We start from the raw sequence: 22,409 nt of genomic DNA, 5'->3' as shown, positions 1-22,409 counted from the left end.
GGGCGCTGGGGTTTTGGGGGGGGGCGGTGCGGGGTTTTGGGTGGGGGGGGGGCACGGCCATCGACGAGTACGGGAAGGACGCGGCGCTCGGCGGGGTGATGCAGCCGGTGCTGGACTTCCTGTACGAGCGCTACTGGCGGGTGTCGGTGCAGGGGGCGAGCCACGTGCCGGCGGGGCCGGTGCTGCTGGTGGCCAACCACTCGGGGGCGCTGCCCTTCGACGGGCCGATGCTGCAGCAGGCGCTCTCGAGGGAGCGGCCGGACCTGCAGGAAGCGCGCTGGCTGGCGGAGGACCAGGTCTTCTACGCGCCGATGCTGGGCACGCTGATGAACCGGCTGGGCGCGGTGAGGGCCTGCCCGGAGAACGCGCTGCGGCTGCTGGACGAATTGCGCCCGGTCATCGTCTTCCCCGAGGGCATCCAGGGATTGGGCAAGCCGTACGCTCAGCGCTACCAGCTCAAGCGCTTCGGGCGGGGTGGCTTCGTGAAGCTGGCGCTGCGCACGGGAGCGCCGATCATTCCGGTGGCCATCGTGGGAGCCGAGGAGACGGCGCCGCTGCTCGGGAAGATTCCGGCCGGCTTCCTGGGGATTCCGTACCTGCCGGTGACGCCGCCGCCGCTGCCGGCGAGGTGGACCATCCGCTTCGGCGATCCCATCGGCGTGGGCGAGCTGCCGCCGGAGGCCGCCGAGGACATGTCGCAGGTGCAGCGGCTCACCGAGCGCACCCGCGAGTCCATCCAGGGCATGCTGCAGGCGCTGCTCAAGGAGCGCCGCTCCGTCTTCGCGGGCTGAGCCGAGCACCCGCGTCGCCGCCATGAGAACCGGCCCCTCGAAGACGAGGGGCCAGCGCTGGACCCGATAGCTCCAGGCACTGCGCGGGAACCGGCCTACTGCATCTCCGTGCGGACCTGATGGTGCAGTTCCGTGCTCTCCAGGTCACCCAACAGGTGGGGCTCGCTCAGAGGGCGCAGACGACTCGGCACCGACCCCAGGGGCCCGGGCTCACGCGCAGACGCGGTTGCGGCCCGCGGCCTTCGCCTCGTACAGCTTGGAATCCGCCGCGCGCTTCAAATCCTCCGGGTCCCGGTGGTCCGCCGCCAGCAGCGCCACTCCCAGCGAGATCGACACCGGAATCACGTTCTTGTCGAACTCGAAGCGCTGCTTCTCCACCAGCTTGCGCGCCTTCTCCGAGAGCTTCACCGCTCCCGCCAGATCGACTTCCGGCAGCAGCAGCCCGAACTCCTCCCCGCCGTACCTCGCGAACACGTCCTCGCGCCGGATCTTCGTGCGCAGCGCCGACGCCAGCTGCTTCAGCACGTAGTCCCCCGCCAGGTGCCCGTACTTGTCGTTCACCTGCTTGAAGTGGTCCACGTCGAACATCACCAGCGCCAGGCTGCGCTCGTACCGGCGCGACCTCGAGACCTCCCGCTCCAGCGCCTCCTCGAAGTAGCGCCGGTTGTAGATCTGCGTCAGCCCGTCCATCGTCGTCAGCCGGTAGATCTCATCGTGGTACGCCGCCTCGATGTTCCCGTCCGCGATGAACTTGAAGATCGTCCGCCCGATCTTCACCAGGTCCCCGTTGCACAGCTGCTTCTCGCCCTGCACCGGCTCGTCGTTCACGAACGTGCCGTTCGTCGACTCCAGGTCCTTGATGAACACCCCGCGCTTCGTGTTCGCGATGCACGCGTGGTTGCGGCTGATGGACTCCTGGTCCACCTGGATCTCCGCCTTCGAGGAGCGTCCGATGAGGATCTCCTCCTTGAACAGATCGTACTTGCGGCCCAGATCCAGGCCGTAGATGACCACCAGCGCCGCGTCTTGATCGACCGGCCGCTCCGAGATCTTCGAGATGACGGTGACCACCGTCTCATTCTGCGCCATACCGGAGAAGACGGTAGCACCCGGAAAACCCCATAAGCCAGTGCACGCACGCATTCGTGCACCGGCGTACGCCCGGTACGTAACGATCTCGTCCCGCTACAAAAGGCAGCGGGGCTCGGGTGCTCAGGGGCTGAGGGTCAGGGTACGCGAGCTCGTCACGGGGGGAGTCAGGGGCTCGCCCGCCGGGTCCACCAGCGTCGCGGTGAGCTGCACGCCCGTCCCCGAGCACGCCAAGGGCAGCGGCAGCTCCACCTCGCCCCGCCCCTGCGAGTCCACCACGTACCCGGACACCGTCTGGCCCTCGCACCCCGCGCCGCCCGCGAACGTCAGCCGCACGGAGCCCTCATCCTGCGGGCCGCTGCCCACCCGGAAGGCCAGCACGCGCACCGTCACCTTGGAGCCTCGCGACCGCATCTGCCCGTCCTCGGCCGGGTCCACCCACGTCACCAGCGGCCGCCCGTACTCGAGCGCCGAATACGCCACCGTCAGCGCCCCCAGGTGCTCGAGATCCACCCCGTCCGCCTCGACCAGCTCGTGGAGATCCAACACCGCTCCCGCCGATGTCCCCGTGCGGCGCAGCGTCAGCGCCTGCATCCCCAGGGGCGAGCGCGAGCCCGACAGGTCCCCGAAGTACGTCCGGTCCTCGAAGGACTCCGGAGGCACCGGCAGCCGCACGCCCGTGGTGGCCCCCGACACGTCCATCAGCACCACCCAGCGGTGCTCGGCCCGGTTGGTGAACACCGCGCGCAGCACCGTCCCCGTGGGCAGCTCGGGCGCCGAGATGAAGCGCAGCTGCCGGCCCTCGAGCCCACCCGCCGCCTCCCGGTTGTAGTTGTAACGCGCGCCCTCGGGCACCGGCAGGAAGGGCCCGCCCACCGCCACCGGTGCGCTCCCCTTTGGATCGAACGGCAGCTTCTCCAGCATCCGGTGGATGAGCACGCTGGAGGCCGCTCCCGCCGTCGCGTCGTTCGCGGCGGCCGAGGACGAGGCCGTGACGACCAGGTCGTACGGACTGCCCTCGAGCCCGTGGTGCGCGGGCGCCATCCGCACGCTCACCAGTCCCGCCGCGGGCAGGCCCGCCTGCTGATCCGTGTTCGGGTCCGCGGGGCTCGTGTTGACGCCCATGCCCAGGCCCAGGGGCACCACGCCGCGCCCCGGCACTCGCGCCGCGCCGAGCACCGCCGCGCTGTCCATCCAGACGCCCCGGTAGCGAGGCAGCGCCGGCACCCGGACGGCGAACGAGAAGGCCAGCCCCATGCTCTGGTCCGCCTTGAAGTCGTGGTCCACCGGGGTGAAGTGCGTCTGGTCGCCGAAGTCCGGCGCGCCCGAGTCCGCCCCCGGCGTGTCCTTCAACTGGAACTCCACGTCCCGCACCACCGAGGAGCTGAAGGTGCGCAGCAGCGGAATCGTCTGCGCCAGCATCTGCCCCACGTCCATCGTCCCGCCCGACACCAGGGGCAGCGCGTTGAGCGGGATGTCGCCACCGAGCGCCCACGCCGTGCGCGTGCCGCACGCCCCCGTGGCCATGGCCTCCTCGGGGCTCTCCACGCCCGCGAGCCCCGCGTCGCACACGCCCGCCAGGCCCTGCGCCGACACATCCGTCACCGCCAGCGTGCTGCCCGGGAGCACCACGTACACCCCCGCGGGCAGCGTCGCCTCGCGGGCCTGTCCTCCCATCGTGAAGCTCACGCGCCGCGCCGGGCCCGTCAGCAGCGACGCCGACACCTCCGACACCGCGTCCGGCGACGAGAGCCCCGCCAGGCCCGTGTGCATGTCCGTACTCACCGGCATGTTGCGGAAGGTGCCCCGGTAGCCGCCGTACCGGTCCGTCGGGTTGCGCCGCAGCGGCAGCGCCAGGTCCCTCGAGCCCGAGGCTCCCTCGTGCGCCAGCGTGAGGTAGCCGAAGTCCTCGTGGAACACGGAGACGCTCCCCGCCGCCGTCAGCGCGGGCAGCATCGCCACGCCGCTCGCGTCCGTCCGGGCCGAGGCCGTCACCGCCCCCTGCGCGTCCGCCGTCACCACCACCGCGTCCGGAAGGGGCCGGCCCGTCTGCTCGTCCGTCACCACCGCGCGCAGCTGCTCCGGCACCACCACCGCCCCCAACACCCATACCCGCGCCGTGCACGTGGCGCTCCCCACCCGCGCCTGCACCGACTCGAGCGCCGCTTCCGTCGCCGCCGACAGCACGAAGGAGGACTCCCCGCCGCTCCCGCCTCCCTGCACGCTCGCGTCCAGCGCCGTCCACGCCACCACCGAGGGCACCACCACCGGCTTGCCCGCCGCGTCCATCGCCAGCACCGAGAAGCGCGCCGAGGTCCCCTCGCGCGCCACCACGTAGTCCGGCGTCACCCGGCACGCCGTCACCGAGGCCGCCGCGGGCGCCGCCTGACACTGGCCGTTGCGGCACACCTGCCCCGCTCCCGCGCACTCCGCGTCCGCCGAGCACAGCGCCTGCACGCACCGGCTGTTGTCACACCGGCAGCCCAGGGGATTCGCCTCGCACTCGGCGATGCGGTACTCGCCCCGCTTCGCCGCCGTGCAGTCGTCCTGCGTCCGGCAGGCGGCCAGGCAGCGCGAGGTCGTGGTGTCGCAGAAGAAGAGCCCCGGATCCGGGCAGTCCTGATCCACCTGGCACGAGCCCGAGGTCGGCGTGTCCGGAGGCGGCTCGGGAGGCTCCGAGGAGTCGGCCGCGCCACAGGCGGTCCACAGGCACAGGCACGACGAGAGGACGGCGCATAGCACCAGACGAAGGGGGGGATTCATCGGCGGCTCCAGTCAGGGGGGAGGCAAACGGCTCCCCTCGGACCATGTCAATCAGGGGCTCGTATACACCGACTAGCCAGCTTCGTGCCGGAGCCTGATTCCGCGAGGTTGCACGTCCGCATTCCGTCCAACCCACGACAGCCCCGCCCTGGACTCCCTGCTCGGGCCCACCTGGCCCCATAGCCTCGAAGGACGCGCCCCTTTCGGGTAACTCCGGACACCCGCCCGTTGGATATGACCTGGAGTACCCGATGGACTCTCTTCGACCTGACTCATCCTGGAGCCGGACGTGGCCACCCGCACGGCTCGTGATTGTGACCTCCGTCGCCGCGCTCCTCTGCCTCTCCTGCTCCACCACTTCACTGCCCCAAGCCTCCTGGGGTGGACCACCCACCGGAGCACGCTCCCGGTTCAATCAGTCATGCGGCGCGGCCTGTGGCGCCACGGTCAGCCCGAGCACCGGGGAGATCCTCATACCGGTGGCCCGAGCCGGTCAGGTCCTCGAGAAGGCAGCCCAGGCGGCCGAGGCCCTCCAGGGCTTCATCACGGTGACCCGGTTCCTGGACGAAGCACAGAAGGGCATCGTCGAGGACGTTCTGAAGAAGTGCGTCAAGGAGGCCAACACGAAGGTGGACGACGAGCTCTTCGGGAAGGGCCGCTCCCTGCCTGACTCGGAGTGCGAAAAAGAGCCAGTCGTCCGGAAGAAGCTCGCTCCCAATTGGCGCAGGCACCTTGGGATCCTGAAGCACGCCGCTGCTTTCGAGTGCATTCAGCGCCGTCTCGCGGAGGAATTCCCCGATAACTTCTCCATCGAGCCGCGCCTTCGCAAAGACCCACTCACCGAGGACGTTCTCCTGACCGATCGGTGGGAGGGTTCGCTGCAACCGGACCTCGTCATCCACTTCACCCGGAACATCACCCGGATTCAGTGCATCTACGACCTCAAGTTCCCCTGCGGATTTGCCGTGGGTCGCAACCGATGGTCAGCGGAGGTCATCGAGCAAATGGCCTTCTATGCAGACCTCGGCGGTGAGTGTCCACCCGCCCTCGTCACCCCTCAGCTTGGCATCGTTCGCCAATAAGATTGAGCCGATGACCTCGACCTACCCGCGAGTCCGAATCCCAGGACCCATTCGATACACATCGTCGACACTCGAGTCAGGGACCGTCGAGCACCTCTGGGACCGCCTCATCGCGCGCGACATCGTGCGCATCGTCTTCTTCGTGCCTCGCGACAACTTCGACATCGCCGCGGGGGTGTCGCATGTCCTCGACAGCTACTTGCGCGCTGTAGAGGGACGCCCGAGCGCCCTGTTCGAATACACCTGCTGCGATTGGGGACCGTCGAAGCTCAGCGACAGGGGTTGGGAGCTCATCCGAGACACCCTGAACCCGAAAGAGCGCCGATACGCCAATGACTACACGCCCGAGGAGGCCTTCTACCCCCTGAAGGACGGTGCGGATCCCTACTTCGGCATCTACGGGGAACAGGACAGCGGCTTCTCATTCTCCTACCACGCTCGGATTCCCTGGCGCGAAGCTCCTCCCACAAGAGCCAGTGTGCTCCGCGTGACCCTGCCCACGGAGTTCCTCGAGGAGCGGGGCGCCGGCTTCGTGCGCGAGCTCGCCCTCGACATGGCTTCCCAACTCCCCTTCGCCTCCGGCCACGCGGGGCTTGCACTCGACGTCGCGTATTCCAGCCGGAGCCGCCTCGACGCCCTGCGCCCCTTCAGCTTCCGTCATCCCGGCTTCGACCTCCGAAACGCCAACATTCGCGACGAAATGGGCACCCGGGTGGATGGCGTCCATTGGATGAATTTCCTCGGCCAGCCCGTGCTTGGAGCACTGGGCGGAGCCACGAGCCTTCGAGCCCGGCTCCAGTCCCCCTCCACCGAGGTGCGTGAGTTGGATGGAGAGCGCGCTCTCGTAACGCTGGGGCCCGAGCCCGAAGCGGGAGACCTGACTCAGGGCCAGTCTCTCCCGGCCTACCGCGAGCTCGCGCGGGTGCTGGAGCCCTGGTTGGAGCCCTTCCCCTGGGGCCACCTGCGCAAGCAGGGCAAGGCCGCCGAGGAAGACGAGTGGCGCCGCTGGTGGCGACGGTTCCTCGACTGAGCTCGCACGCTCGCATTCCGTCCAACCCTCGCCCCGCGTCCCCTCCACTCGCCGGTTGGCATTCCCCCTGCCCCGGCCGATGATGCACCCCCATGGCCCGGCGCGATCCGCAGACCCTCGACCAGCTCCTCCCCCGCGTCCTGGCCCGCCTGGCCGAGCAGTCCGGGAAGGGCCGCACCCTCGTCCCGGTCTGGAACGCCACGGTGGGGCCCCACATCTCCAAACACTCCCGGCCCCATTCCCTCGAAGGAGGCACCCTCGTGGTCACCGTGGCCAGCGCCGAGTGGGCCCACACCCTCTCCCGCCAACAGGACACCCTGCGCGAGCAGCTCAACGCCCGCCTCGGGCCGGGCTCCGTCTCCGCCCTCTTCTTCCGGCTGGAGTAGCGATGCTCGCCCTCGCCCTCAGCGCCCTGCTCGCCTCCACCCCGCTCACCCCCGACGCCATGGAGGCCCGGGCCCGCGGCTACGTCACCCAGGAGTTCGAGCGCGTCGGTCGCCGCGCCCCCCAGGCCGACTCCGCCCTCTCCCAGGCCGCCCGCAAGCTCGCCCGCGAGGCCCTCGACGACAGCCCCTCCGGCGCCGTCGAGCTGCTCGCCCTCACCGAAGCCGTCAGCGACGCGGGGGGGCTCGACCCGAGTCCCCGCTCCTATGTCGTCCGCGCCGGCGCCCGTGAGCACGCCGTGGAGACACTGCTCGCCCGGAAGGATCTCAACCAGGAGCCCGCCACCCACATGGGCGTGGGCGTGGCCGTCGACGAGGACCGCGCCGCGCTCGTGCTGCTGCTCGCCGAGCGCAAGGCCACCCTCCAGCGCTTCCCCCGCACCTTCGACAAGGCCGGCGCCGGCCAGAGCCTCTGCGGCCAGCTCGAGTCCCCGCTGCGCTGGACGGAAATCTACGTCACCCAGCCGGATGGCCGCGTGGAGCGCCCCCCGCTCACCCGCGAGTCCGGGCCCTCGTTCTGCACCCGGCTCCTCTTCCCCTCCGAGGGCCGCTACACCGTGGAACTCATCGGCCGCGGCGCCAGGGGGCCCGAGGTGGCCGGCATCTTCCTCGTGGACGTGGGCAGCTCGAAGCAGGGCCGCGAGAACGAGCGCGTGGTGGAGCCCACCACCGTGCCCGAGGCCCGCGTGGCCGTGCTCGCCCGCATCAACGCCCTGCGCCGCGCCCATGGCGTGCAGGAGCTCGTGCTCGAGGACACCCTCAACGGCGTGGCCCAGGCCTACAGCGATCGCATGGCCACCGAGGGCTTCTTCGCCCACGTGGCCCCGGATGGCTCGGACCTGCGCGGCCGCCTGTCCGCCGTCGGCTCCGTCTACCGCACCGCCGGGGAGAACCTCGGCATGGCCTCCGGGCCGCTCGCCGCCCACTTCGGGATTGAGCACAGCCCCGGCCACCGCAGCAACCTGCTCGGCACCGGGTTCACCCATGCCGGCATCGGCGTCACCTTCCAGAAGGTGGACGGGCGCGACCAGGCCCTGCTCACCGAGGTCTTCTCCTCCGCCGGCGCCACCGCCGCCACCGCCAACCCGGTGGACCCGCGCGAGGAGGCCTTCCAGGCGCTCGCCTCGCACCGCGTCTCGCGGGGGCTGCCCAAGCTGGAGCGCAACCCCGTGCTGGACCAGATCGCCCAGGACCATGCCCGCCGCGCGCTGGAGCTGGACGAGCCCCGGGTGCAACTGCCCGGCTCCAAGGTGCACGACCGCGTCTTCGCCGCGCTGGAGACGGTGAAGAGCGCCTCGGTGGACTTCTACGTGGCGGAGAGCCCGTCCCTGCTCCCGGACTCCAAGAGCCTCGGGGACCGCAAGAACACCCTGGTGGGCGTGGGCGCCGTGCGCGGAGACTCACGCACCTACGGCAAGGGCCAGTACTGGATGGTCATCATCTACGCCGCCACGCGCTGAGCGGGCTCCCGGCCCGGCACGCCGGGAGCCTCGGTCGCGTGACAGCATGCCGCCTCAGATGGCGCGGCGCTGCGTGGCGTACGCCTCGATGCCCATCTGTGGCGGAGCCACTTGCTGGTTCATCTGGCACTTCACGCAGGTGAAGGACTGCCAACCGCGACGCACCGCCTCGTCGAGGCAGTTGTCGTAGTAGCTGCAGTTGAGATTGCGGTGCGTCTCGACGCCGGCCCGCTTGGGCCCGGCCTCGGGGTTGATGGTCTGCGGCAGATCAGTCGGACACGGCTTCAGCATGGAACGGAGCCCTCCCTCGTAGAGCTGTGATTCCCCCCCGAACGCATGGGGCCTTGGGTACGGCCCGGAACGCGAGGTCTCCTCATCGGCGACCTTTCAGGTCATGCGGCAGAAACAGCCGCGCAACCTATGAAGCGCCCCCTTTTGACGCAACGGGTCAGCCCGGTATACGCCCAGTAACACCCATTTCACGGATAACTGGAGCGAATGATTTGACAGGTGCTCAACACCTGACCTTGCCGTCGCGGGGGGGGATCTAGGGCTTGTCGGCCCGGCTGTCAAACCGCACCCTGAGCAAGCTCCCGTTGACCCCGGGTTTGGATGGGGTGGGAATGTGTGGTTTGGGTCTGCTGTTTTCCAGCCCCTCGCTCCGGCGACGGAGGCGGAAGAAGGAGATGCACATGCGGTGGTGGACCGGGACCGGGCTGCTCGCGGTGGTGGTGGGAACGGGGGCGGCGTGGGGACAATCCGCACAGACGCTGGAGGCGGTACGGCTCCACCGCGACGGCGCCCGAGCCCTGGCGCGCCAGGACGTGGAGGCCTGCAAGGCCAGCAAGTGCCCGGATTCCGGACGCATTTCCCTGCTCGCGGGCACGCTCGCGCTGGCGGAGGGGGATGTGGGCGAGGCACGCACCCTGCTCACCGGCGTCACCGTGTCCGAGCCGCTCCAGCCCTACCTGGCCTACTACCAGGGTCAGGCGCTCTTCTACTCGGGGGAGCCGGCGCAGGCGGCGAAGGCCTTCGGGCGGGCGGTGGAGAAGGGCTCGCCGGCGCTGGCGTCGCGGGCGCGGGCACGGCTGGGCGAGTCGCTGCTGGCCGCGGGCCAGGCGAAGGAGGCCGCCGCGCCGCTGGAGGTGGCGGCGAAGGAGGAGCCCTCGGCGGAGCTGCTCTACCAGCGGGCCCAGGCGCGCCGCGCGGCGGGCAACACCGCGGGCGAGCGCGAGGACTTGAAGACGGTGGCGCTGCGCTACCCCGCGCACCCGTACGCGGACGAGGCCCTGACGGCGCTCGAGGCGGCGAAGCCTCCGTTGCGCCTCACGCTCGCCGAGCACCTGCAGCGGGCGCGCGGGCTGCTCGACGCGGGCGCACCCAGGCGCGTGCTGGAGGAGCTGGAGAAGGCCGAGGCGGCGAAGTTGCCGCGCACGAAGCCGGACAAGGCGCAGGTGGCGCTGGTGCGCGCCAAGGCGCTGTACGCCACGGGGAAGAAGGACGAGGCGGAGCAGGCGCTGGCGGTGGCGCGCCAGGGGCCCGCTCCCGTGGCCTCCGAGGCCGCCTACGTCATCGCGCAGCGCGCGCTCAAGGCCAATGAGAACGAGAAGGCCCGCGAGCTGATGGCGGCGGTGGAGAAGACGTGGCCCAAGGAGGACGTGGCCGACGACGCGGGCTTCTACGTGGGCTGGCTGGATTTGCAGGGCGGGCGCTTCGAGGACTCGGTGAAGTCCTTCAAGGCGTTCGACCAGCGGCATGCGGGCTCGCGGCGCCGGGACGAGGCGATGTGGTACCGGGCGCTCGCGCACATCCGGCTGGAGCAGTACGGCCCGGCGCGCGAGGTGCTCGACACGCTGGTGAACACCTTCCCGGGCAGCAGCCTGTTGCCACAGGCGCGCTACTGGGCGGCCCGCAGCCAGGAGCTGGGAGGCGCCGCGGCGGACGTCACCGGGCCCGCGTACGAGACCGTCATCACCACGGCGCCCAACTCGTACTACGCGCTGCTGGCCACCGAGCGGCTGCGGGAGCTGGGGCGTGAGCCGCCCGCGGCCTTCCCCGAGGCGCCGAAGCAGGCGGAGACGGGCGAGACGCCGGCGGAGCTGAAGCTGGCGATGGCGCTCACCGAGGCAGGACTCTTCAGCGACGCGGCCGAGGAGGTACAGACGCGCACGGCCCGCATCCGCAACCCGGAGCAGGCGCTGACGTTCGCGCAGGCGCTGCTGCGGCTGGGCGAGTACGGGCACGCGCACGCGGTGGCGGCGAGGCACCTGTGGGGCCGGGCATTCGGAGCCCGGGCACCGGACGCGCTCGCGGCCTTCTACCCGCGCGCCTTCGCCACCGCGGTGGAGAGCGAGGCGTCGCGCTACAAGGTCAGCCCCTTCCTGGTGTGGGCCATCATGCGGCGCGAGAGCGCCTTCCGCCCCGAGGTGGCCAGCGCCGCCGACGCGCGAGGGCTGATGCAGGTGATTCCGCCCACGGCGCGGGCAATCGCGAAGAAGCTGGCGGAGCCGGAGCCAGCGCCGGCGGAGCTGTTCTCGCCCTCGCTGAGCATCCGGTACGGCTCGTGGTACCTGGCGCAGCTGATGAATCGCTTCTCGCACCCGGCGCTGGCGGCGGCGGCGTACAACGCGGGGCCGGACGCGGCGGTGAAGTGGGTGAAGGCGAAGGGCTCGCTGCCGCTCGACTTGTTCGTCGAGGAGATTCCGTTCAAGGAGACGCGCGGGTACGTGAAGCAGGTGCTGGCGGACCTGTACCTGTACCAGTCGTTCTACGCGAAGGACGGAGCGGCGCAGCGGCTGTCGCTCACGGTGCCCGCCCCGTCGGTCGAGGGCGTGAGCTTCTGAGCCGAGCCAGGCGCCCCTCTCGCCCCATCCCTCGAGCGAACGGCACGGCGAGGTGTGTCACGCCTGCTTCGAGCCCTGGGCGTAGGCCACGGCGAGCTGTCCGGCGAAGCGGGCGTTGTTGGAGAGCAGCGCGAGGTTGGCGCGCAGCGTCTTCCCACTGGTGCGCCGGGCCATCTCCGAGAGCAGGAAGGGCGTCACCGCCTTGCCGCGAATCCCCTGCCGATCGGCCTCGGCGAGCGCGGAGGCGATGTGCAGTTCCACCTCCGCGCGAGGCAGGGACGTCTCCTCGGGAGGGGGCACGGTGAAGAGCACGCCGCCCTGCGCCAGCGTGTCGAAGCGGACGCGGGTGATGCGGGCCGCCTCGGCGGCGTCCTCCACCCGGTGCTCCAGCGTCAGCCCCGACGAGCGGCTGTAGAAGGACGGCAGCTCGTCGGTGCCCACGCCGATGACGGGCACGGCGGCGCTCTCCAGCGCCTCCATCGTCTTGGGCAAGTCGAGCACGGACTTGGCTCCGGCGCACACCACGGCCACGGGGAAGCGGGCCAGCGCCCAGATGTCCTGGGAGATGTCGAGGTGCTCGGCGACGCCCCGGTGCACGCCGCCGATGCCGCCGGTGGCGAAGACGTGGATGCCCGCGGCGGCGGCCAGCTCGCAGGTGGCGCTCACGGTGGTGCCGCCGGTGGCGCCCCGGGCGATGGCCACGGCCAGGTCCCGCGAGGCCAGCTTGAGCAGGCGCTCACGGCCCTCGGCGAGCCGGCGCATCTGCGACTCCTCCAGGCCGATGTACACCTGTCCATCCACCACGGCGATGGGCGCGGGCACGGCACCCGCCCGGCGTACGGCCTCCTCGCAGGCACGCGCCGCCCCGAGGTTGTCCGGGTAGGGCAGCCCCTGCGCCACCACGCTCGTCTCCAGCGCCACCAACGGCACGCCCTGCTCCTTCGCGCGCCGGACCTCTTCGGAGAAACGCAAGTCCATGGGGGCGCATATACGCCACGGGCCCGAGGGCAGGACAAGCGCGGAGAGCATGCCCACCCAGGGACCGTTCGACAGAAGGCGAGGCCTCCGCCGGCATTGCCAGCCCTGCCCGGGGGCGGTATGGCGCTGCTCGCCTTGAGCACCACCACCAGCACTGCCTCCCTGCCCTCCGCCGCTCCGCGCGCGCTGTCCCTGTCGGATCTCGCCCTCATCCTCGTGGTCTTCATTTGGGGGACCAATTACACGGTGGTGAAGGAGGCGCTGGGCACGTTCCCGCCGCTGGCCTTCATGGCGCTGCGCTTCGCGGTGGCGGCGGTGGCCATGGCGGTGGTGCTCCACACGCGCGAGGGCTGGAAGCCCCTGCCGCGCACCACCCTGCTCAAGCTCATCGGACTCGGGTTCGTGGGCAACACGGTGTACCAGCTCTGCTTCGTGCTGGGCGTGTCGCACACCACGGCGGCCAACAGCGGGATGCTGGCCTCGGGCACGCCGGTGGTGACGGCGCTGCTGGGCGCGGCGCTGGGCGTGGACAAGCTGCGCAAGCCGCTCGCGATGGGGCTGCTGCTCGCGGTGCCGGGCATGCTGCTCATCGTCACCGCCCGGGGCCCCGAGCTGGATGCGTCGACGCGTCAGGGCGACTTCCTCATCCTCGGCGCCTCGCTGTGCTGGGCGCTCTACACGGTGGGCCTGCGCTACCTCGGCACCGAGCTGTCCGCGCTGCGCGTCACGGCGCTCTCGATGATCACCGGAGCTCCGGGGGTGGTGCTGCTCGGCCTGCCCTCGGTGATGAAGCTGGAGCTCGCGAGCATCGGGCCGAGCGCGTGGTTTGGCGTGGTGTACTCGGCGCTGATTCCGCTGGTGCTGGCGTACGTCGTCTGGAGCCGCAGCGTGCAGGCGGTGGGCAGCAGCCGCACGGCCATCTACAACAGCGGCACGCCGGTGGTGGCGGCGCTCACCGCGTGGCTCGTGCGAGGCGAGCGGCCCACGTGGATGCAGGCGGTGGGCGCGGCACTGGTCATCACCGGGGTGCTCGTCAGCCGGCGGCGCTGAGTGCTATCCAGGGCCTCCGGGAGTCCGTCCCCCGGTCCGAGCAAGGAGCACGTCCATGGCAGTGCTGTCTCCCACCCAGGCCGCGCCGCTGCTGCGCAGTGCCCACGAGGAGGGCCGGCTCATCCCCTTCCTGGGCGCGGGCTTCTCCATGCCGCTGAACCTGCCGAGCTGGCGGGAGCTGGTCGGGTGGATGGCCGATGAGCTCGGCTTCGAGCACGACCTGTTCGAGGTCCACGGCCGCAACGAGCAGCTCGCCGAGTTCTTCGGCCTCAACCCGAAGAACCTCAAGAACCTCATCTACCAGATGACGCGGCGCTTCGACTCGGCCGAGGCCGAGAAGAAGCGCAGGAGCTCGCCCACGCACCAGGCGCTCGCGAAGCTCGACTGGCACACGCTCTACACCACCAACTACGACTGCCACCTGGAGGGGGCCATCCGCGACGCGGGCAAGGCGGCGGTGGTGCTCGCCTCCTTCGAGGACTTCCAGGGCCCGCGCCACCCGAACGCCTGCGAGGTCATCAAGTTCCACGGCACGCTCGAGCAGCCGGAGACGATCATCCTCACGGAGAGCAGCTACTTCCAGCGCATGGCGCTCGAGGCGCCGCCCGACCAGCGGCTGCGCTCGGATCTGCTCAGCCACAGCTTCCTGTTCATCGGCTACGGCTTCAACGACTTCAACATCCGCTACATCTGGTACCGGATGCACCAGCTGCGCCTGCAGAGCCAGGCCCGGCACGGCTCGAGCACTTCCATGGGGCGCCGCTGCTTCTTCGCCACGCATGGAGCGGGGCCGGTGCAGCCGGAGATCCTCGCGCAGTGGGGCATCGACGTCATCCAGCTGGATCCCACGGACAAGACGGCCAGCGTCGCCGAGTTGCTTCAGCTCATCGGCTGACGGAGGGGGAACATGAAGATCGCCTGGTACAACACCCAGAACCCGGACAAGGTGCGCGAGGTCGAGCACTTCTTCGGCCCCAAGAGCCGGCTCGGCATCCTGCGCACGCCGGTGACGGAGATCCTCGACGCGGACCTGGAGAAGGTCATCCTCGCGAAGGCGGCCTCGGCGTACCAGGCCTGCCGGGTGCCGGTGGTGGTCGAGCACGGGGCCTTCTGCCTGGATGCGCTCGATGGGCTGCCGGGGGCGCTCATCAAGCCGCTGTGGGACACGCTGCGGCACCGGCTGAGCGACCTGGTGGCCCCGGGGCAGCCGAGGACGATGATCGTCAAGAGCGCGCTGTGCTACTGCGACGGCCGCACGCGCACGCTCATCGTGAAGGAAGTGAAGGGAGAGCTGGCGCAGAAACCCCAGGGGACGCGGGGCTTCCACTGGGATCCCCTCTTCATCCCCGAGGGGCACGCGCGCACCTTCGCGGAGATGACGCTGACGGAGAAGCTCGCGGTGTCGCCCTCGGGGCTCGCCTACGAGGAGCTGCGCCAACAGCTCTCGCTGTAGGCCGGGGCCACCCGGGAGGCCTCACATGCGGCGGCGCGACACGGTGAGGCCGTAGTCCTCGATCTTCTTGTCGAGGGTGGGCCGGCTGATGCCGAGCATGCGGGCGGCGACGATCTTCTTGCCGCCGGCGGTGCGCAGGGCCTCGGCGATGGCGTCGCGCTCGAGGCGGGAGACGCGCTCCTGGAGGCTGATGGGCGCGGGAGAGGGACTCCCCGCCTGGATCTCCGGAGGCAGGCCCAGGGCGTGGACGGGCGAGCCGCCGTGCACGAGCGCGAGCCGCTCGGCGAGCAATTCCAACTCCCGCACGTTGTGAGGCCACTCGTAGTCCACGAGCAGCTTGCGGGCCTCGGGGGTGAGCACGGGCAGGCCCCTCCGGGCGGCGCGAGCGCCCCGGGCGGCGAAGAGCTCGAAGAGCGGCGGGATGTCGGCGCGCCGCGTGTGAAGCGGAGGCACCTCCAGCTCGAGCCCCGCGAGCTGCCGGACGAGCGAGGCCTCCACCTCGCCCTTCGCGGCGAGCACATGCAGCGGAGCGCCCGTGGTGACGACGAGACGGAAGTCCACGGGCTCCTCGCCGCCCTGCCGGGCCGGAGCCGTCTTGCGCGCGAGCAACCGGGCGAGGCGCTCGGACAGGGGGCGCGGCAGCAGCTCCACGTGGTGGAGGAACAAGGTGCCCCCATCCGCGCGCAGGAGCGCCGAGGTGACGGGAGGCACGCCCGGCGCGCTGGAGCGTCCGAAGAGCACCTCCTCGAGCGAGGCGGCCTCGCGGCAGTCCACGCGCACCAGGGGCCCGAGGGCGCGGGGCGAGCGCGAGTGGATGTAGCGGGCGGCCAGCGACTTCCCGGTGCCGGGCTGGCCGGAGATGGCGACGGGGGCGGCGCTGGCGGCGGCTCGGCGGGCTTGTTCCACCACCTTGCGGAAGGGGCGCGAGTTGCCCGTCATGTCCACGCGGGCCGGCTGCGCGTCCACGCGCGAGCGCACGGCCGCGTAGGCCTCGCCGCCGAGCCGTCCGAGCATGGCGGCCAGCCGCCCATCGGCCTCGGAGAAGGGAGGCTCGGAGCGCTCCACGAAGAGCACGCCGAAGGGCAGTCCACCGGAGGCCACCAGGGGCGAGCACAGGGCGCTGGCGGAGCGTCCCTGCTCGGCGTGCTCGAGCGCGGCGCGGGCCATCTCACGGGGCACCTCGACGGAGGAAGCGCCCACCACGGCCGCGGTGAGCAGGCCCTTGATGTCTCCGAGGAGCGCCGCGGCCGCGTCCGCATGGAGGGCATGGAGCGATTCCTCGGCCACGCGGCGCAGCACCATGGCCTCGCTGGTGGCGCCCAGGAGCGCGGCCCCGGCCGAGTACAGCGCGGCCTCGGTGCCCACGTGGGGCAGCACCTCCTCGACGGGGAGCTGGCTGGTGCCCACGGGCGTCTGGACGACGAGGGCGGCGGCTCCGGGCGGCTCGACGAGCACGGTCGTCTTCCCCACCTGCACGCGGTCGCCGGGGTGGAGCACCCCCTCGCCGGAGACGCGCTCGCCGTTCACCGAGGTGCCGTTGCGCGAGCCCAGGTCCGCCACGTGTACCCGGCCGTCCCGCACGAAGAAGCGTGCGTGGCGGCGGGACATCTGGTCGTCCTCGGGGAGGGGAATCTCGCACGAGGGGCTGCGGCCGATCGTGGCTTCGCCCTGGACCTCGTAGCGGAGGCCGGCGGAGGGTCCGGAGAGGAGCAACAGGGCGGGCATGGGGGCGCGGGATGCTAGCACCCCTCCCCCACACCGGGCGTCACATCGGACGTTCGGCGATGAGCAGCGCGCGGACCTCGTCCTCTTCCAGGGTCCGGCCCTCGCGGCTGAGCGCGAGCGCGTTGAGGTCGGCCTCGGGCACCTCGACGTGGGCGCCCTTGCGCCACTCGGTGGTATGCACCGCGCCATCCACGAGGCGGCCGACGACGACGCCCTCGTCCCAGGAGAGCACCTCCATCCAGAGCTGCTCCGTGACGGTGCTGCCTTCCGGGTGGGTCTCGAAGGGGGAGCGCACCAGGAAGGTGAGCGGCTCCATGAGGCCGCGGCGCAGCAAGCGGGCCTTGAAGGCGGGCACGAGCGCCTGGGTGTCCTGGCGCATGGCTTCTATCCGCTCGGCGGGCTCCTGGGCGAAGCGCTCGCGGAAGGGGCGCAGCAGCTCCGCGGTGTTGTGCCGGCCCAGCGGCGACACCACGGTGAGGAAGAGGCCCTCATGGCCCTCGAAGGCCTCCAGCGGCACGCCGAGCAGGTTGGCGCGCGCCTCCTCCGAGGGCACCAGCATGAAGCCCTGGCCTTCGCTGGTCCCCATCTCCGTGCGCAGGGGCGGCCCCTGTCCGAAGGCCAGGTCCGTGCACAGCTCGTGGAGGAAGGCCTCGGCGGGCAGCAGGTCCTGCTCGCCCAGGTGGAAGATCTCCAGGTCTCTCGCGCCGAACTTCTCCATGCCGTGCGAGTGCACCCACAGGGGCGTCTCGCCTTCAATCACCTCCACGGCGTGGAGGTTGACGTGGTCGCGGATGTCGAAGTCCAGCTCGGTGATTTCCGCCACGTCCTCGGAGTCGTGGACCTTGGACGAGGTGATGTCCACGAGCACGCCGTCGGCGTGGGTCAGGACGATGCGGGCGCACATGAGCGCCACGAAGACGGGCACGGTGGGCTGGGCGCCGCCGGTCTCGAAGGCGAAGCGGTAGAAGGCGCGGGCGTGGCTGAGCGACTCCAGCGCGGTGTCGCTGCCCGAGAACAGGTCGTGGGTCCACTCGGTGGGAGTGGGCCGGGACTCGAAGACGACCTCCACGCGCGAGCCCTCGGCCTCCAGGGAGAAGCCCTGGCCGTCCGGGGCGGGCGTATAGGCCATCTCCTCGGACTCGAAGGCGGCGCGCAGCGTGTCCTCGGGGATGGCCGAGGCGCGTGCGATGGCGACGAGGTAGACCTCCTTCACAGGTGCTTCTCGATCTGTTTGAAGAGGTCCACGCGGTCCACGAGGTTGGTCAGATAATCCAGTTGGTCCGTCGGGAGAACCAGGACGGGAGACAACTTGTAGCCACTGAACCATTCCTCGTACAGGGTGTTCAGCCGGTTGAGGTACGCGGTGGGGATGTCCTGCTCCATCTCCCGTCCACGCAGGCGGATGCGCTGGCGCAGCGTCTTCACCGGGCAGCGCAGGTAGATCATCAGGTCCGGCGGGTGGAGCGTCTGGGCGAACGTCTCGTAGAGGTCGCAGTACATGCGCCAGTCGCGCTTGTCGATGTAGCGCTGGCGGTGGAGATTCTTCGCGAAGATCTCCGCGTCCTCGTAGAGGGTGCGATCCTGGAGCGTGGTGCCCGGGGAGCTCTCGAGCTCGCGCTGGAGGCGGAACTTCGCGGTGAGGAAGAAGAGCTGGGAGCGGAAGGCCCAGGTCTTCATGTCCTTGTAGAAGTCGGCGAGGTAGGGGTTCTCGTCGTTGGGCTCGAAGAAGGGCGTGAGGCCGTACTTCCGGCAGAGGAAGGACGTGAGCTCCGTCTTCCCGGCTCCAATGTTTCCCGCGATCGCGATGAACTTCTTCCTGGCCAAGGCCCGGTGCTTGTACCCCCACCGGGCGGCGCACACCAGAAACAAGGTGGCGTGGTAGATACGGGGCGCCCATGTCCGAGCCCCGCCCCCACCCCCGTCCCGGCAGCTCCGGCCCTCGTGGCCGTCCTGGCCCTGGACGGCCGGGGGCCCTCCCCCACCATCGCCGGGCGCACGAGCGTGCGGGCGGCCGCTGGCGCCTGGAAGAGCGCCGGGCGGCTGTGCGGTTCGAACGTTTTTGGCGGGACACCGGGTTCAGGGCCGTGGTGGGCTCTCCCCAGGACGAAGCCGAGGTCGCCCAAGGATGCTACGCAACCTGTTGTGCATAGTGGTCGCGGTGGTCGCCACCGCCATCTGCTTTCCCATGACGTTGGTGGTGGCGCTCGTCACCCTGGATCCGGGGGCCTCGGTGTGGGTGGCCCGCCGGCTGTGGGGGCCCATCCTCATCAGGACCGGAGGGGCGCGCGTGGTGGTGACGGGACAGGAGAACGTGGACCCGAAGCGGCCCACCATCTACGTGTCCAACCACCAGTCCACGCTGGACATCCCCATCCACTTCGCCACGGTGCCGGTGAACTTCCGCTACGTGGCCAAGCACCAGCTCAAGTACGTGCCGCTCATCGGCTGGTACCTGTGGCTCTGCGGGCACATCTTCGTCAACCGCGGCCGGCGCGACAAGGCCATCGCCTCGCTGGACGAGGCCGCCCGGAAGATCCGCGCCGGCACCAGCGTGTTCCTCTACCCCGAGGGCACGCGCTCGGACGATGGGCGCGTGCTGCCCTTCAAGAAGGGCCCGTTCGCGCTGGCGCTCAAGTCGCGGGTGCCCGTGGTGCCCATCACCATCGAGGGCTCGGGCTCGGTGATGCCGAAGAACTCGTGGAACATCAAGCCAGGCCCCGTGCACGTGAAGATCGGCAAGCCCATCGACACCACGGGCTTCGCCGAGAATGACCGCGAGGGGCTGGCCAGGGCCGTGCGCGACGTCATCATCGCGCAGAGCCTCGAGCTGGGTGGCAAGGGAGGCGATCCCGAGCGGGTCACCGCCGCCGCCGGTGTCGAGGGCGATTCCCCCACCCGCAACGCCTCCTGAGGAGACCGTCTCCCCGTGCGCCTTCCCTCCCCTGTCCCCCGTCTTTCGCCGCGCCCTCCGCGCCGCTGGCGCCTCTCCTGGGCCGGCGTGGCCGTGCTGGGGTTGGGCCTCGCCACCGGGTGTAGCCATGGCACGGCCGCCGAGCGCCCCCTGGATGCGCGAGCGCAGGCCCGCGAGTACCTGGCGAAGAACCAGCCCGAGCGAGCCCTGCCGCTGTTGGAGGCCGAGGCGGCGCGGGCGCCGGAGGACCTGGAGCTGGCGCGGGCGCTGACGGAGGCGCAGGTGAAGGCGGGCCACACGGACGCGTGGATCGCCGAGCTGCAACGCCGCAACGCGAAGGCCGAGCGGGCGGTGAACCACTACATGCTGGGGCTGGCGTACTTCTCGAGGGCCTCGGATGCGGGGGGCCCGGCGGTGGCCGCCTTCGAGCGGGCGCTGGAGCTCAAGCCGGACGAGCCGGAGTTCCACTATCGGCTGGGGCTCGCCCGCCTGGAGTCCGAGCAGTACGCGGAGGCGGTGGGCCCGTTGCGGCGCGCGGCCGAGCTCGCACCGGAGCGCGCGGGCATCCGTCTGCCGTTGGCCAAGGCGCTGCATCGCACGGGGGATTCCAAGGGAGCGGTGGCGGCGCTGGGCGCGCTGGTGCGGATGAACCCGAGCCCCTCCGAGGTGGCCACGGCGCGGGCGCTGATGGATCAGATCGCCGATCCGTTCGCGCGCTTCCCGAAGGCGGCCGAGGGCAAGCTGGAGGAGGGCATGCGCTACCTGCAGGAGCTGGACGCGCCCCACCCGGCCATCGCGGCCTTCGAGGAGATTTTGAGGGACTACCCGGACCTGGCGGTGGTGCACGCGCTGTTGGGGCTGGCGTGGCAGCGGCTGGACGACGCGGGCCGGGCGGTGGAGGAGTTCAAGCGGGCCATCGAGCTGGCGCCGGAGGACGGCAAGAACCACTTCTACCTGGGCGAGCTGTACCTCTCGAGGCAGAGGCCGGAGGCGGCGAGGCCGTACCTGGAGAAGGCGGTGGCGCTCAACCCGATGCTGGACATGGCGTGGTTCCGGCTGGGGGACCTCCACCTGGAGCGCAAGGATCTGAAGGCGGCGGGCGAGGCCTTCCAGGTGCTGACGGTGCTGGAGCCGGACCAGGTGCCGCCGAGGGGCAAGCTGGCGTTGGTGCGCCAGCTGGAGGGCGACTGGGCGGGGGCCGAGCGCGAGCTGATGGCGGTGGTGGACAAGGATCCGGAGAACGTGGAGTTCGCCTTGCGTCTGGGCATCCTCTTCACGGAGCAGGCGAGGCAGTCCTCGCGGCCCGAGGAGCGGAAGGAAGCGGCCGGGAAGGCGGAGCATTGGCTGCGCAAGGTGCTGGAGACCCAGCCGGAGAACGCGGTGGCGTCGCGGGCGCTGCAGCAGCTCAAGGGCCCGTAGGGGCCAGTAGCCAGGGGCGGCCCGCGCCCTCTAGACTGGAAGCCCGATGAGCAACGGTTCCAATCAGCCCCAGCAGCCGCGCGGAACGCCGTCGTCGGCGAACGTGCCCCGCGTGACGCAGACGAACCCGCGCGTGATGAGCGCCGCGCGTACGGCCCCCCTGCCGAAGGAGCAGCAGCAGGCCCAGCTCGCCCAGAAGCTGAAGTCCGAGGGCGCCAACGTGGCCCTGAACGCCCTCTCCATCGTGAAGGAGAAGGTCCAGGAGTTCCGCGAGCAGGACCGCTTCTTCAAGTACAAGGCCTTCATCGTGGGAGGCTGGGTGATGGTCTCGGTGCTCACCTTTGGCGCCACGTGTGGCCGGGGCGTGAAGCAGACGGGAGACTTCGGCGCGAAGCTGGTGCTCATCCCCAGCCGCAGCTCGGTGTCCATCCTCAACAAGAGCCAGGAGCCCTGGACGGACGTCACCATCGTCGTGAAGGACGATCGCGGCGCGGAGTGGCGGGCGTCGGTGGCGCTCGTGGCGCCGGCGAAGGAGGTCACCATCAGCCCCAAGCAGCTGCTGGGGGCGACGGGCCAGGCGGCTCCCTCGGACATCTCCATCCGGGGCCTGGAGATGCGCACTTCCGAGGGCCGGGCCACACTCCTGCAGGACGGCAACAACCTCACCGAGGACGCGCAGTAGCCCGCACAGGAGCTGCGCAGGAGCCCCGGCTTCACTCGGACGGGCGTCGAGGGCCTCCGGGAGCCCTCCGCCCACGTGGCGCTCACGGTGGAGCCCCGAAAGCGCGAAAGCGCCCTTCCCAGGAGGAAGGACGCTCTCGTGCACTGCCCTACGGACGGCCGACTACTCCGCCTTGGTCTCCGTGGCCTCGGAACCCTCTGCCTTGGCCTTGGCGGGACGATCCACCAGCTCCAGCAGGGCCATCTCGGCGCCGTCACCCTTGCGGAAGCCGAGCCGAACGATGCGGGTGTACCCGCCCGGGCGGCTGGCGTAACGGTCCTTGTACTCGCTGAACACCTTCTGGAGGATGGCGCGGTTGCGCACCGTCCGCTCCGCGAGGCGCACGTTGGCCAGGCCACCGCGCTTGCCGAGGGTGATGATGCGCTCGGCGAGGGCCCGGGCCTCCTTGGCCTTGGGCAGCGTGGTGCGGATGGCCTCGTGCTCGAGCAGCGAGGTAACCATGTTGTGGAGCATCGCGAGCCGGTGGCTCGTGTCGCGGTGGAGCTTCCTCTGTCCGACCTTATGACGCATGGTGCTGACCTCGGGCCCTTTCGGGGCCCACCACTCCGGCCGTACGAGGTACCGGGTGGGAAGGATGGAACCGGCACGGGCTCCACCGTTGCTGGGTTGGACCGGTGAGGGTCCCCTCCT

The 22,409-nt window shown here is 70.7% G+C and carries 20 protein-coding genes; 12 read left to right on the top strand and 8 right to left on the bottom strand.

What is annotated here, in order from left to right; translation table 11 throughout:
- Positions 1-791: lysophospholipid acyltransferase family protein (locus ACJ8AN_RS40270; RefSeq protein ID WP_407760939.1), on the top strand; the 791-nt coding region annotated here is incomplete at its 5' end.
- A gap of 210 nt (positions 792-1,001) precedes the next feature.
- Here ACJ8AN_RS40270 and ACJ8AN_RS40265 read toward each other — a convergent pair.
- The gene (locus ACJ8AN_RS40265; RefSeq protein WP_407760938.1) at positions 1,002-1,880 is read right to left on the bottom strand and encodes a diguanylate cyclase; all 879 of its coding nucleotides are present in this window, start codon (positions 1,878-1,880) and stop codon (positions 1,002-1,004) included.
- Between the two features lie 123 nt (positions 1,881-2,003).
- A complete protein-coding gene (locus ACJ8AN_RS40260; RefSeq protein ID WP_407760937.1) occupies positions 2,004-4,643 on the bottom strand; it encodes a carboxypeptidase regulatory-like domain-containing protein in 2,640 nt (879 codons plus the stop codon).
- Between the two features lie 479 nt (positions 4,644-5,122).
- On the opposite strand from ACJ8AN_RS40260, the gene ACJ8AN_RS40255 reads away from it, so the two are divergent.
- The 4 genes from ACJ8AN_RS40255 to ACJ8AN_RS40240 all read left to right on the top strand — a co-directional run bounded on the left by ACJ8AN_RS40255 (position 5,123) and on the right by ACJ8AN_RS40240 (position 8,658).
- Entirely contained in the window at positions 5,123-5,725 is a 603-nt protein-coding gene (locus ACJ8AN_RS40255) for a hypothetical protein (protein ID WP_407760936.1), read from the top strand.
- Positions 5,726-5,735: 10 nt separating this feature from the next.
- Entirely contained in the window at positions 5,736-6,755 is a 1,020-nt protein-coding gene (locus tag ACJ8AN_RS40250; protein ID WP_407760935.1) for a type VI immunity family protein, read from the top strand.
- A gap of 92 nt (positions 6,756-6,847) precedes the next feature.
- Positions 6,848-7,141, top strand: a complete 294-nt coding sequence (locus ACJ8AN_RS40245; protein ID WP_407760934.1) for a DUF721 domain-containing protein — start codon at positions 6,848-6,850, stop codon at positions 7,139-7,141.
- A gap of 2 nt (positions 7,142-7,143) precedes the next feature.
- Complete coding sequence (locus ACJ8AN_RS40240) at positions 7,144-8,658, top strand: CAP domain-containing protein (protein ID WP_407760933.1); 1,515 nt, start codon at positions 7,144-7,146, stop codon at positions 8,656-8,658.
- A gap of 54 nt (positions 8,659-8,712) precedes the next feature.
- On the opposite strand, the gene ACJ8AN_RS40235 is transcribed toward ACJ8AN_RS40240, so the two are convergent.
- Positions 8,713-8,946: a hypothetical protein gene (locus tag ACJ8AN_RS40235; protein WP_203412396.1), complete on the bottom strand. Its 234-nt coding sequence runs from the start codon at positions 8,944-8,946 to the stop codon at positions 8,713-8,715.
- A gap of 404 nt (positions 8,947-9,350) precedes the next feature.
- Here ACJ8AN_RS40235 and ACJ8AN_RS40230 point away from each other — a divergent pair, with 404 nt between their 5' ends.
- Positions 9,351-11,501 carry a transglycosylase SLT domain-containing protein gene (locus ACJ8AN_RS40230; protein ID WP_407760932.1) on the top strand — a complete coding sequence of 717 codons (2,151 nt, stop codon included), beginning with the start codon at positions 9,351-9,353 and terminating at the stop codon, positions 11,499-11,501.
- A 57-nt stretch (positions 11,502-11,558) separates the two neighbouring features.
- Here the strand turns inward: ACJ8AN_RS40230 and ACJ8AN_RS40225 are convergent, their stop codons facing one another.
- Positions 11,559-12,479, bottom strand: coding sequence for a pseudouridine-5'-phosphate glycosidase (locus ACJ8AN_RS40225; RefSeq protein WP_407760931.1), 921 nt, complete (start codon positions 12,477-12,479; stop codon positions 11,559-11,561).
- A 120-nt stretch (positions 12,480-12,599) separates the two neighbouring features.
- On the opposite strand from ACJ8AN_RS40225, the gene ACJ8AN_RS40220 reads away from it, so the two are divergent.
- Genes ACJ8AN_RS40220 through ACJ8AN_RS40210 form a run of 3 tightly spaced genes read left to right on the top strand, consistent with a single transcriptional unit; the run spans position 12,600 to position 14,982 of the window.
- Positions 12,600-13,529, top strand: a complete 930-nt coding sequence (locus ACJ8AN_RS40220; RefSeq protein WP_407760930.1) for a DMT family transporter — start codon at positions 12,600-12,602, stop codon at positions 13,527-13,529.
- A gap of 55 nt (positions 13,530-13,584) precedes the next feature.
- On the top strand, positions 13,585-14,424 hold the full coding sequence (locus ACJ8AN_RS40215; protein ID WP_407760929.1) for an SIR2 family protein: 840 nt from the start codon (positions 13,585-13,587) through the stop codon (positions 14,422-14,424).
- 12 nt (positions 14,425-14,436) lie between these two features.
- Positions 14,437-14,982, top strand: coding sequence for a non-canonical purine NTP pyrophosphatase (locus ACJ8AN_RS40210; RefSeq protein ID WP_407760928.1), 546 nt, complete (start codon positions 14,437-14,439; stop codon positions 14,980-14,982).
- A 21-nt stretch (positions 14,983-15,003) separates the two neighbouring features.
- Here the strand turns inward: ACJ8AN_RS40210 and ACJ8AN_RS40205 are convergent, their stop codons facing one another.
- From ACJ8AN_RS40205 to ACJ8AN_RS40195, 3 genes are read right to left on the bottom strand one after another with little or no spacing between them, the layout of a single operon-like run.
- Positions 15,004-16,707 carry a sigma-54-dependent Fis family transcriptional regulator gene (locus tag ACJ8AN_RS40205; protein ID WP_407760927.1) on the bottom strand — a complete coding sequence of 568 codons (1,704 nt, stop codon included), beginning with the start codon at positions 16,705-16,707 and terminating at the stop codon, positions 15,004-15,006.
- A gap of 40 nt (positions 16,708-16,747) precedes the next feature.
- Entirely contained in the window at positions 16,748-17,920 is a 1,173-nt protein-coding gene (locus ACJ8AN_RS40200; RefSeq protein ID WP_407760926.1) for a DUF2314 domain-containing protein, read from the bottom strand.
- Positions 17,917-18,531: a deoxynucleoside kinase gene (locus tag ACJ8AN_RS40195; protein ID WP_407760925.1), complete on the bottom strand. Its 615-nt coding sequence runs from the start codon at positions 18,529-18,531 to the stop codon at positions 17,917-17,919. The genes ACJ8AN_RS40200 and ACJ8AN_RS40195 overlap by 4 nt, the downstream gene beginning before the upstream one ends.
- Before the next feature lie 301 nt (positions 18,532-18,832).
- On the opposite strand from ACJ8AN_RS40195, the gene ACJ8AN_RS40190 reads away from it, so the two are divergent.
- Genes ACJ8AN_RS40190 through ACJ8AN_RS40180 form a run of 3 tightly spaced genes read left to right on the top strand, consistent with a single transcriptional unit; the run spans position 18,833 to position 21,719 of the window.
- A complete protein-coding gene (locus tag ACJ8AN_RS40190) occupies positions 18,833-19,618 on the top strand; it encodes a lysophospholipid acyltransferase family protein (protein WP_407760924.1) in 786 nt (261 codons plus the stop codon).
- A gap of 15 nt (positions 19,619-19,633) precedes the next feature.
- A complete protein-coding gene (locus ACJ8AN_RS40185; RefSeq protein ID WP_407760923.1) occupies positions 19,634-21,037 on the top strand; it encodes a tetratricopeptide repeat protein in 1,404 nt (467 codons plus the stop codon).
- 46 nt (positions 21,038-21,083) lie between these two features.
- The gene (locus ACJ8AN_RS40180) at positions 21,084-21,719 is read left to right on the top strand and encodes a hypothetical protein (RefSeq protein WP_407760922.1); all 636 of its coding nucleotides are present in this window, start codon (positions 21,084-21,086) and stop codon (positions 21,717-21,719) included.
- Between the two features lie 162 nt (positions 21,720-21,881).
- Here ACJ8AN_RS40180 and rplQ read toward each other — a convergent pair whose 3' ends face one another.
- A complete protein-coding gene (gene rplQ / locus ACJ8AN_RS40175) occupies positions 21,882-22,289 on the bottom strand; it encodes a 50S ribosomal protein L17 (RefSeq protein WP_407760921.1) in 408 nt (135 codons plus the stop codon).
- Between the last annotated feature and the right edge of the window lie 120 nt (positions 22,290-22,409).

It is taken from the genome of Archangium sp., assembly GCF_045802675.1.
In the GTDB taxonomy this organism is placed as follows: domain Bacteria; phylum Myxococcota; class Myxococcia; order Myxococcales; family Myxococcaceae; genus Archangium.
Note: the sequence above shows the minus strand (reverse complement) of the source record. Positions and strands in the feature narration are given on the sequence as shown.

Coding starts and splice junctions, on each gene's coding strand:
- ACJ8AN_RS40225 (WP_407760931.1), bottom strand. CDS start 12,479: ATGGACTTGCGTTTCTCCGAAGAGGTCCGGCGCGCGAAGGAGCAGGGC.
- ACJ8AN_RS40240 (WP_407760933.1), top strand. CDS start 7,144: ATGCTCGCCCTCGCCCTCAGCGCCCTGCTCGCCTCCACCCCGCTCACC.
- rplQ (WP_407760921.1), bottom strand. CDS start 22,289: ATGCGTCATAAGGTCGGACAGAGGAAGCTCCACCGCGACACGAGCCAC.
- ACJ8AN_RS40220 (WP_407760930.1), top strand. CDS start 12,600: ATGGCGCTGCTCGCCTTGAGCACCACCACCAGCACTGCCTCCCTGCCC.
- ACJ8AN_RS40210 (WP_407760928.1), top strand. CDS start 14,437: ATGAAGATCGCCTGGTACAACACCCAGAACCCGGACAAGGTGCGCGAG.
- ACJ8AN_RS40265 (WP_407760938.1), bottom strand. CDS start 1,880: ATGGCGCAGAATGAGACGGTGGTCACCGTCATCTCGAAGATCTCGGAG.
- ACJ8AN_RS40190 (WP_407760924.1), top strand. CDS start 18,833: ATGCTACGCAACCTGTTGTGCATAGTGGTCGCGGTGGTCGCCACCGCC.
- ACJ8AN_RS40260 (WP_407760937.1), bottom strand. CDS start 4,643: ATGAATCCCCCCCTTCGTCTGGTGCTATGCGCCGTCCTCTCGTCGTGC.
- ACJ8AN_RS40205 (WP_407760927.1), bottom strand. CDS start 16,707: ATGCCCGCCCTGTTGCTCCTCTCCGGACCCTCCGCCGGCCTCCGCTAC.
- ACJ8AN_RS40215 (WP_407760929.1), top strand. CDS start 13,585: ATGGCAGTGCTGTCTCCCACCCAGGCCGCGCCGCTGCTGCGCAGTGCC.
- ACJ8AN_RS40245 (WP_407760934.1), top strand. CDS start 6,848: ATGGCCCGGCGCGATCCGCAGACCCTCGACCAGCTCCTCCCCCGCGTC.
- ACJ8AN_RS40180 (WP_407760922.1), top strand. CDS start 21,084: ATGAGCAACGGTTCCAATCAGCCCCAGCAGCCGCGCGGAACGCCGTCG.
- ACJ8AN_RS40250 (WP_407760935.1), top strand. CDS start 5,736: ATGACCTCGACCTACCCGCGAGTCCGAATCCCAGGACCCATTCGATAC.
- ACJ8AN_RS40230 (WP_407760932.1), top strand. CDS start 9,351: ATGCGGTGGTGGACCGGGACCGGGCTGCTCGCGGTGGTGGTGGGAACG.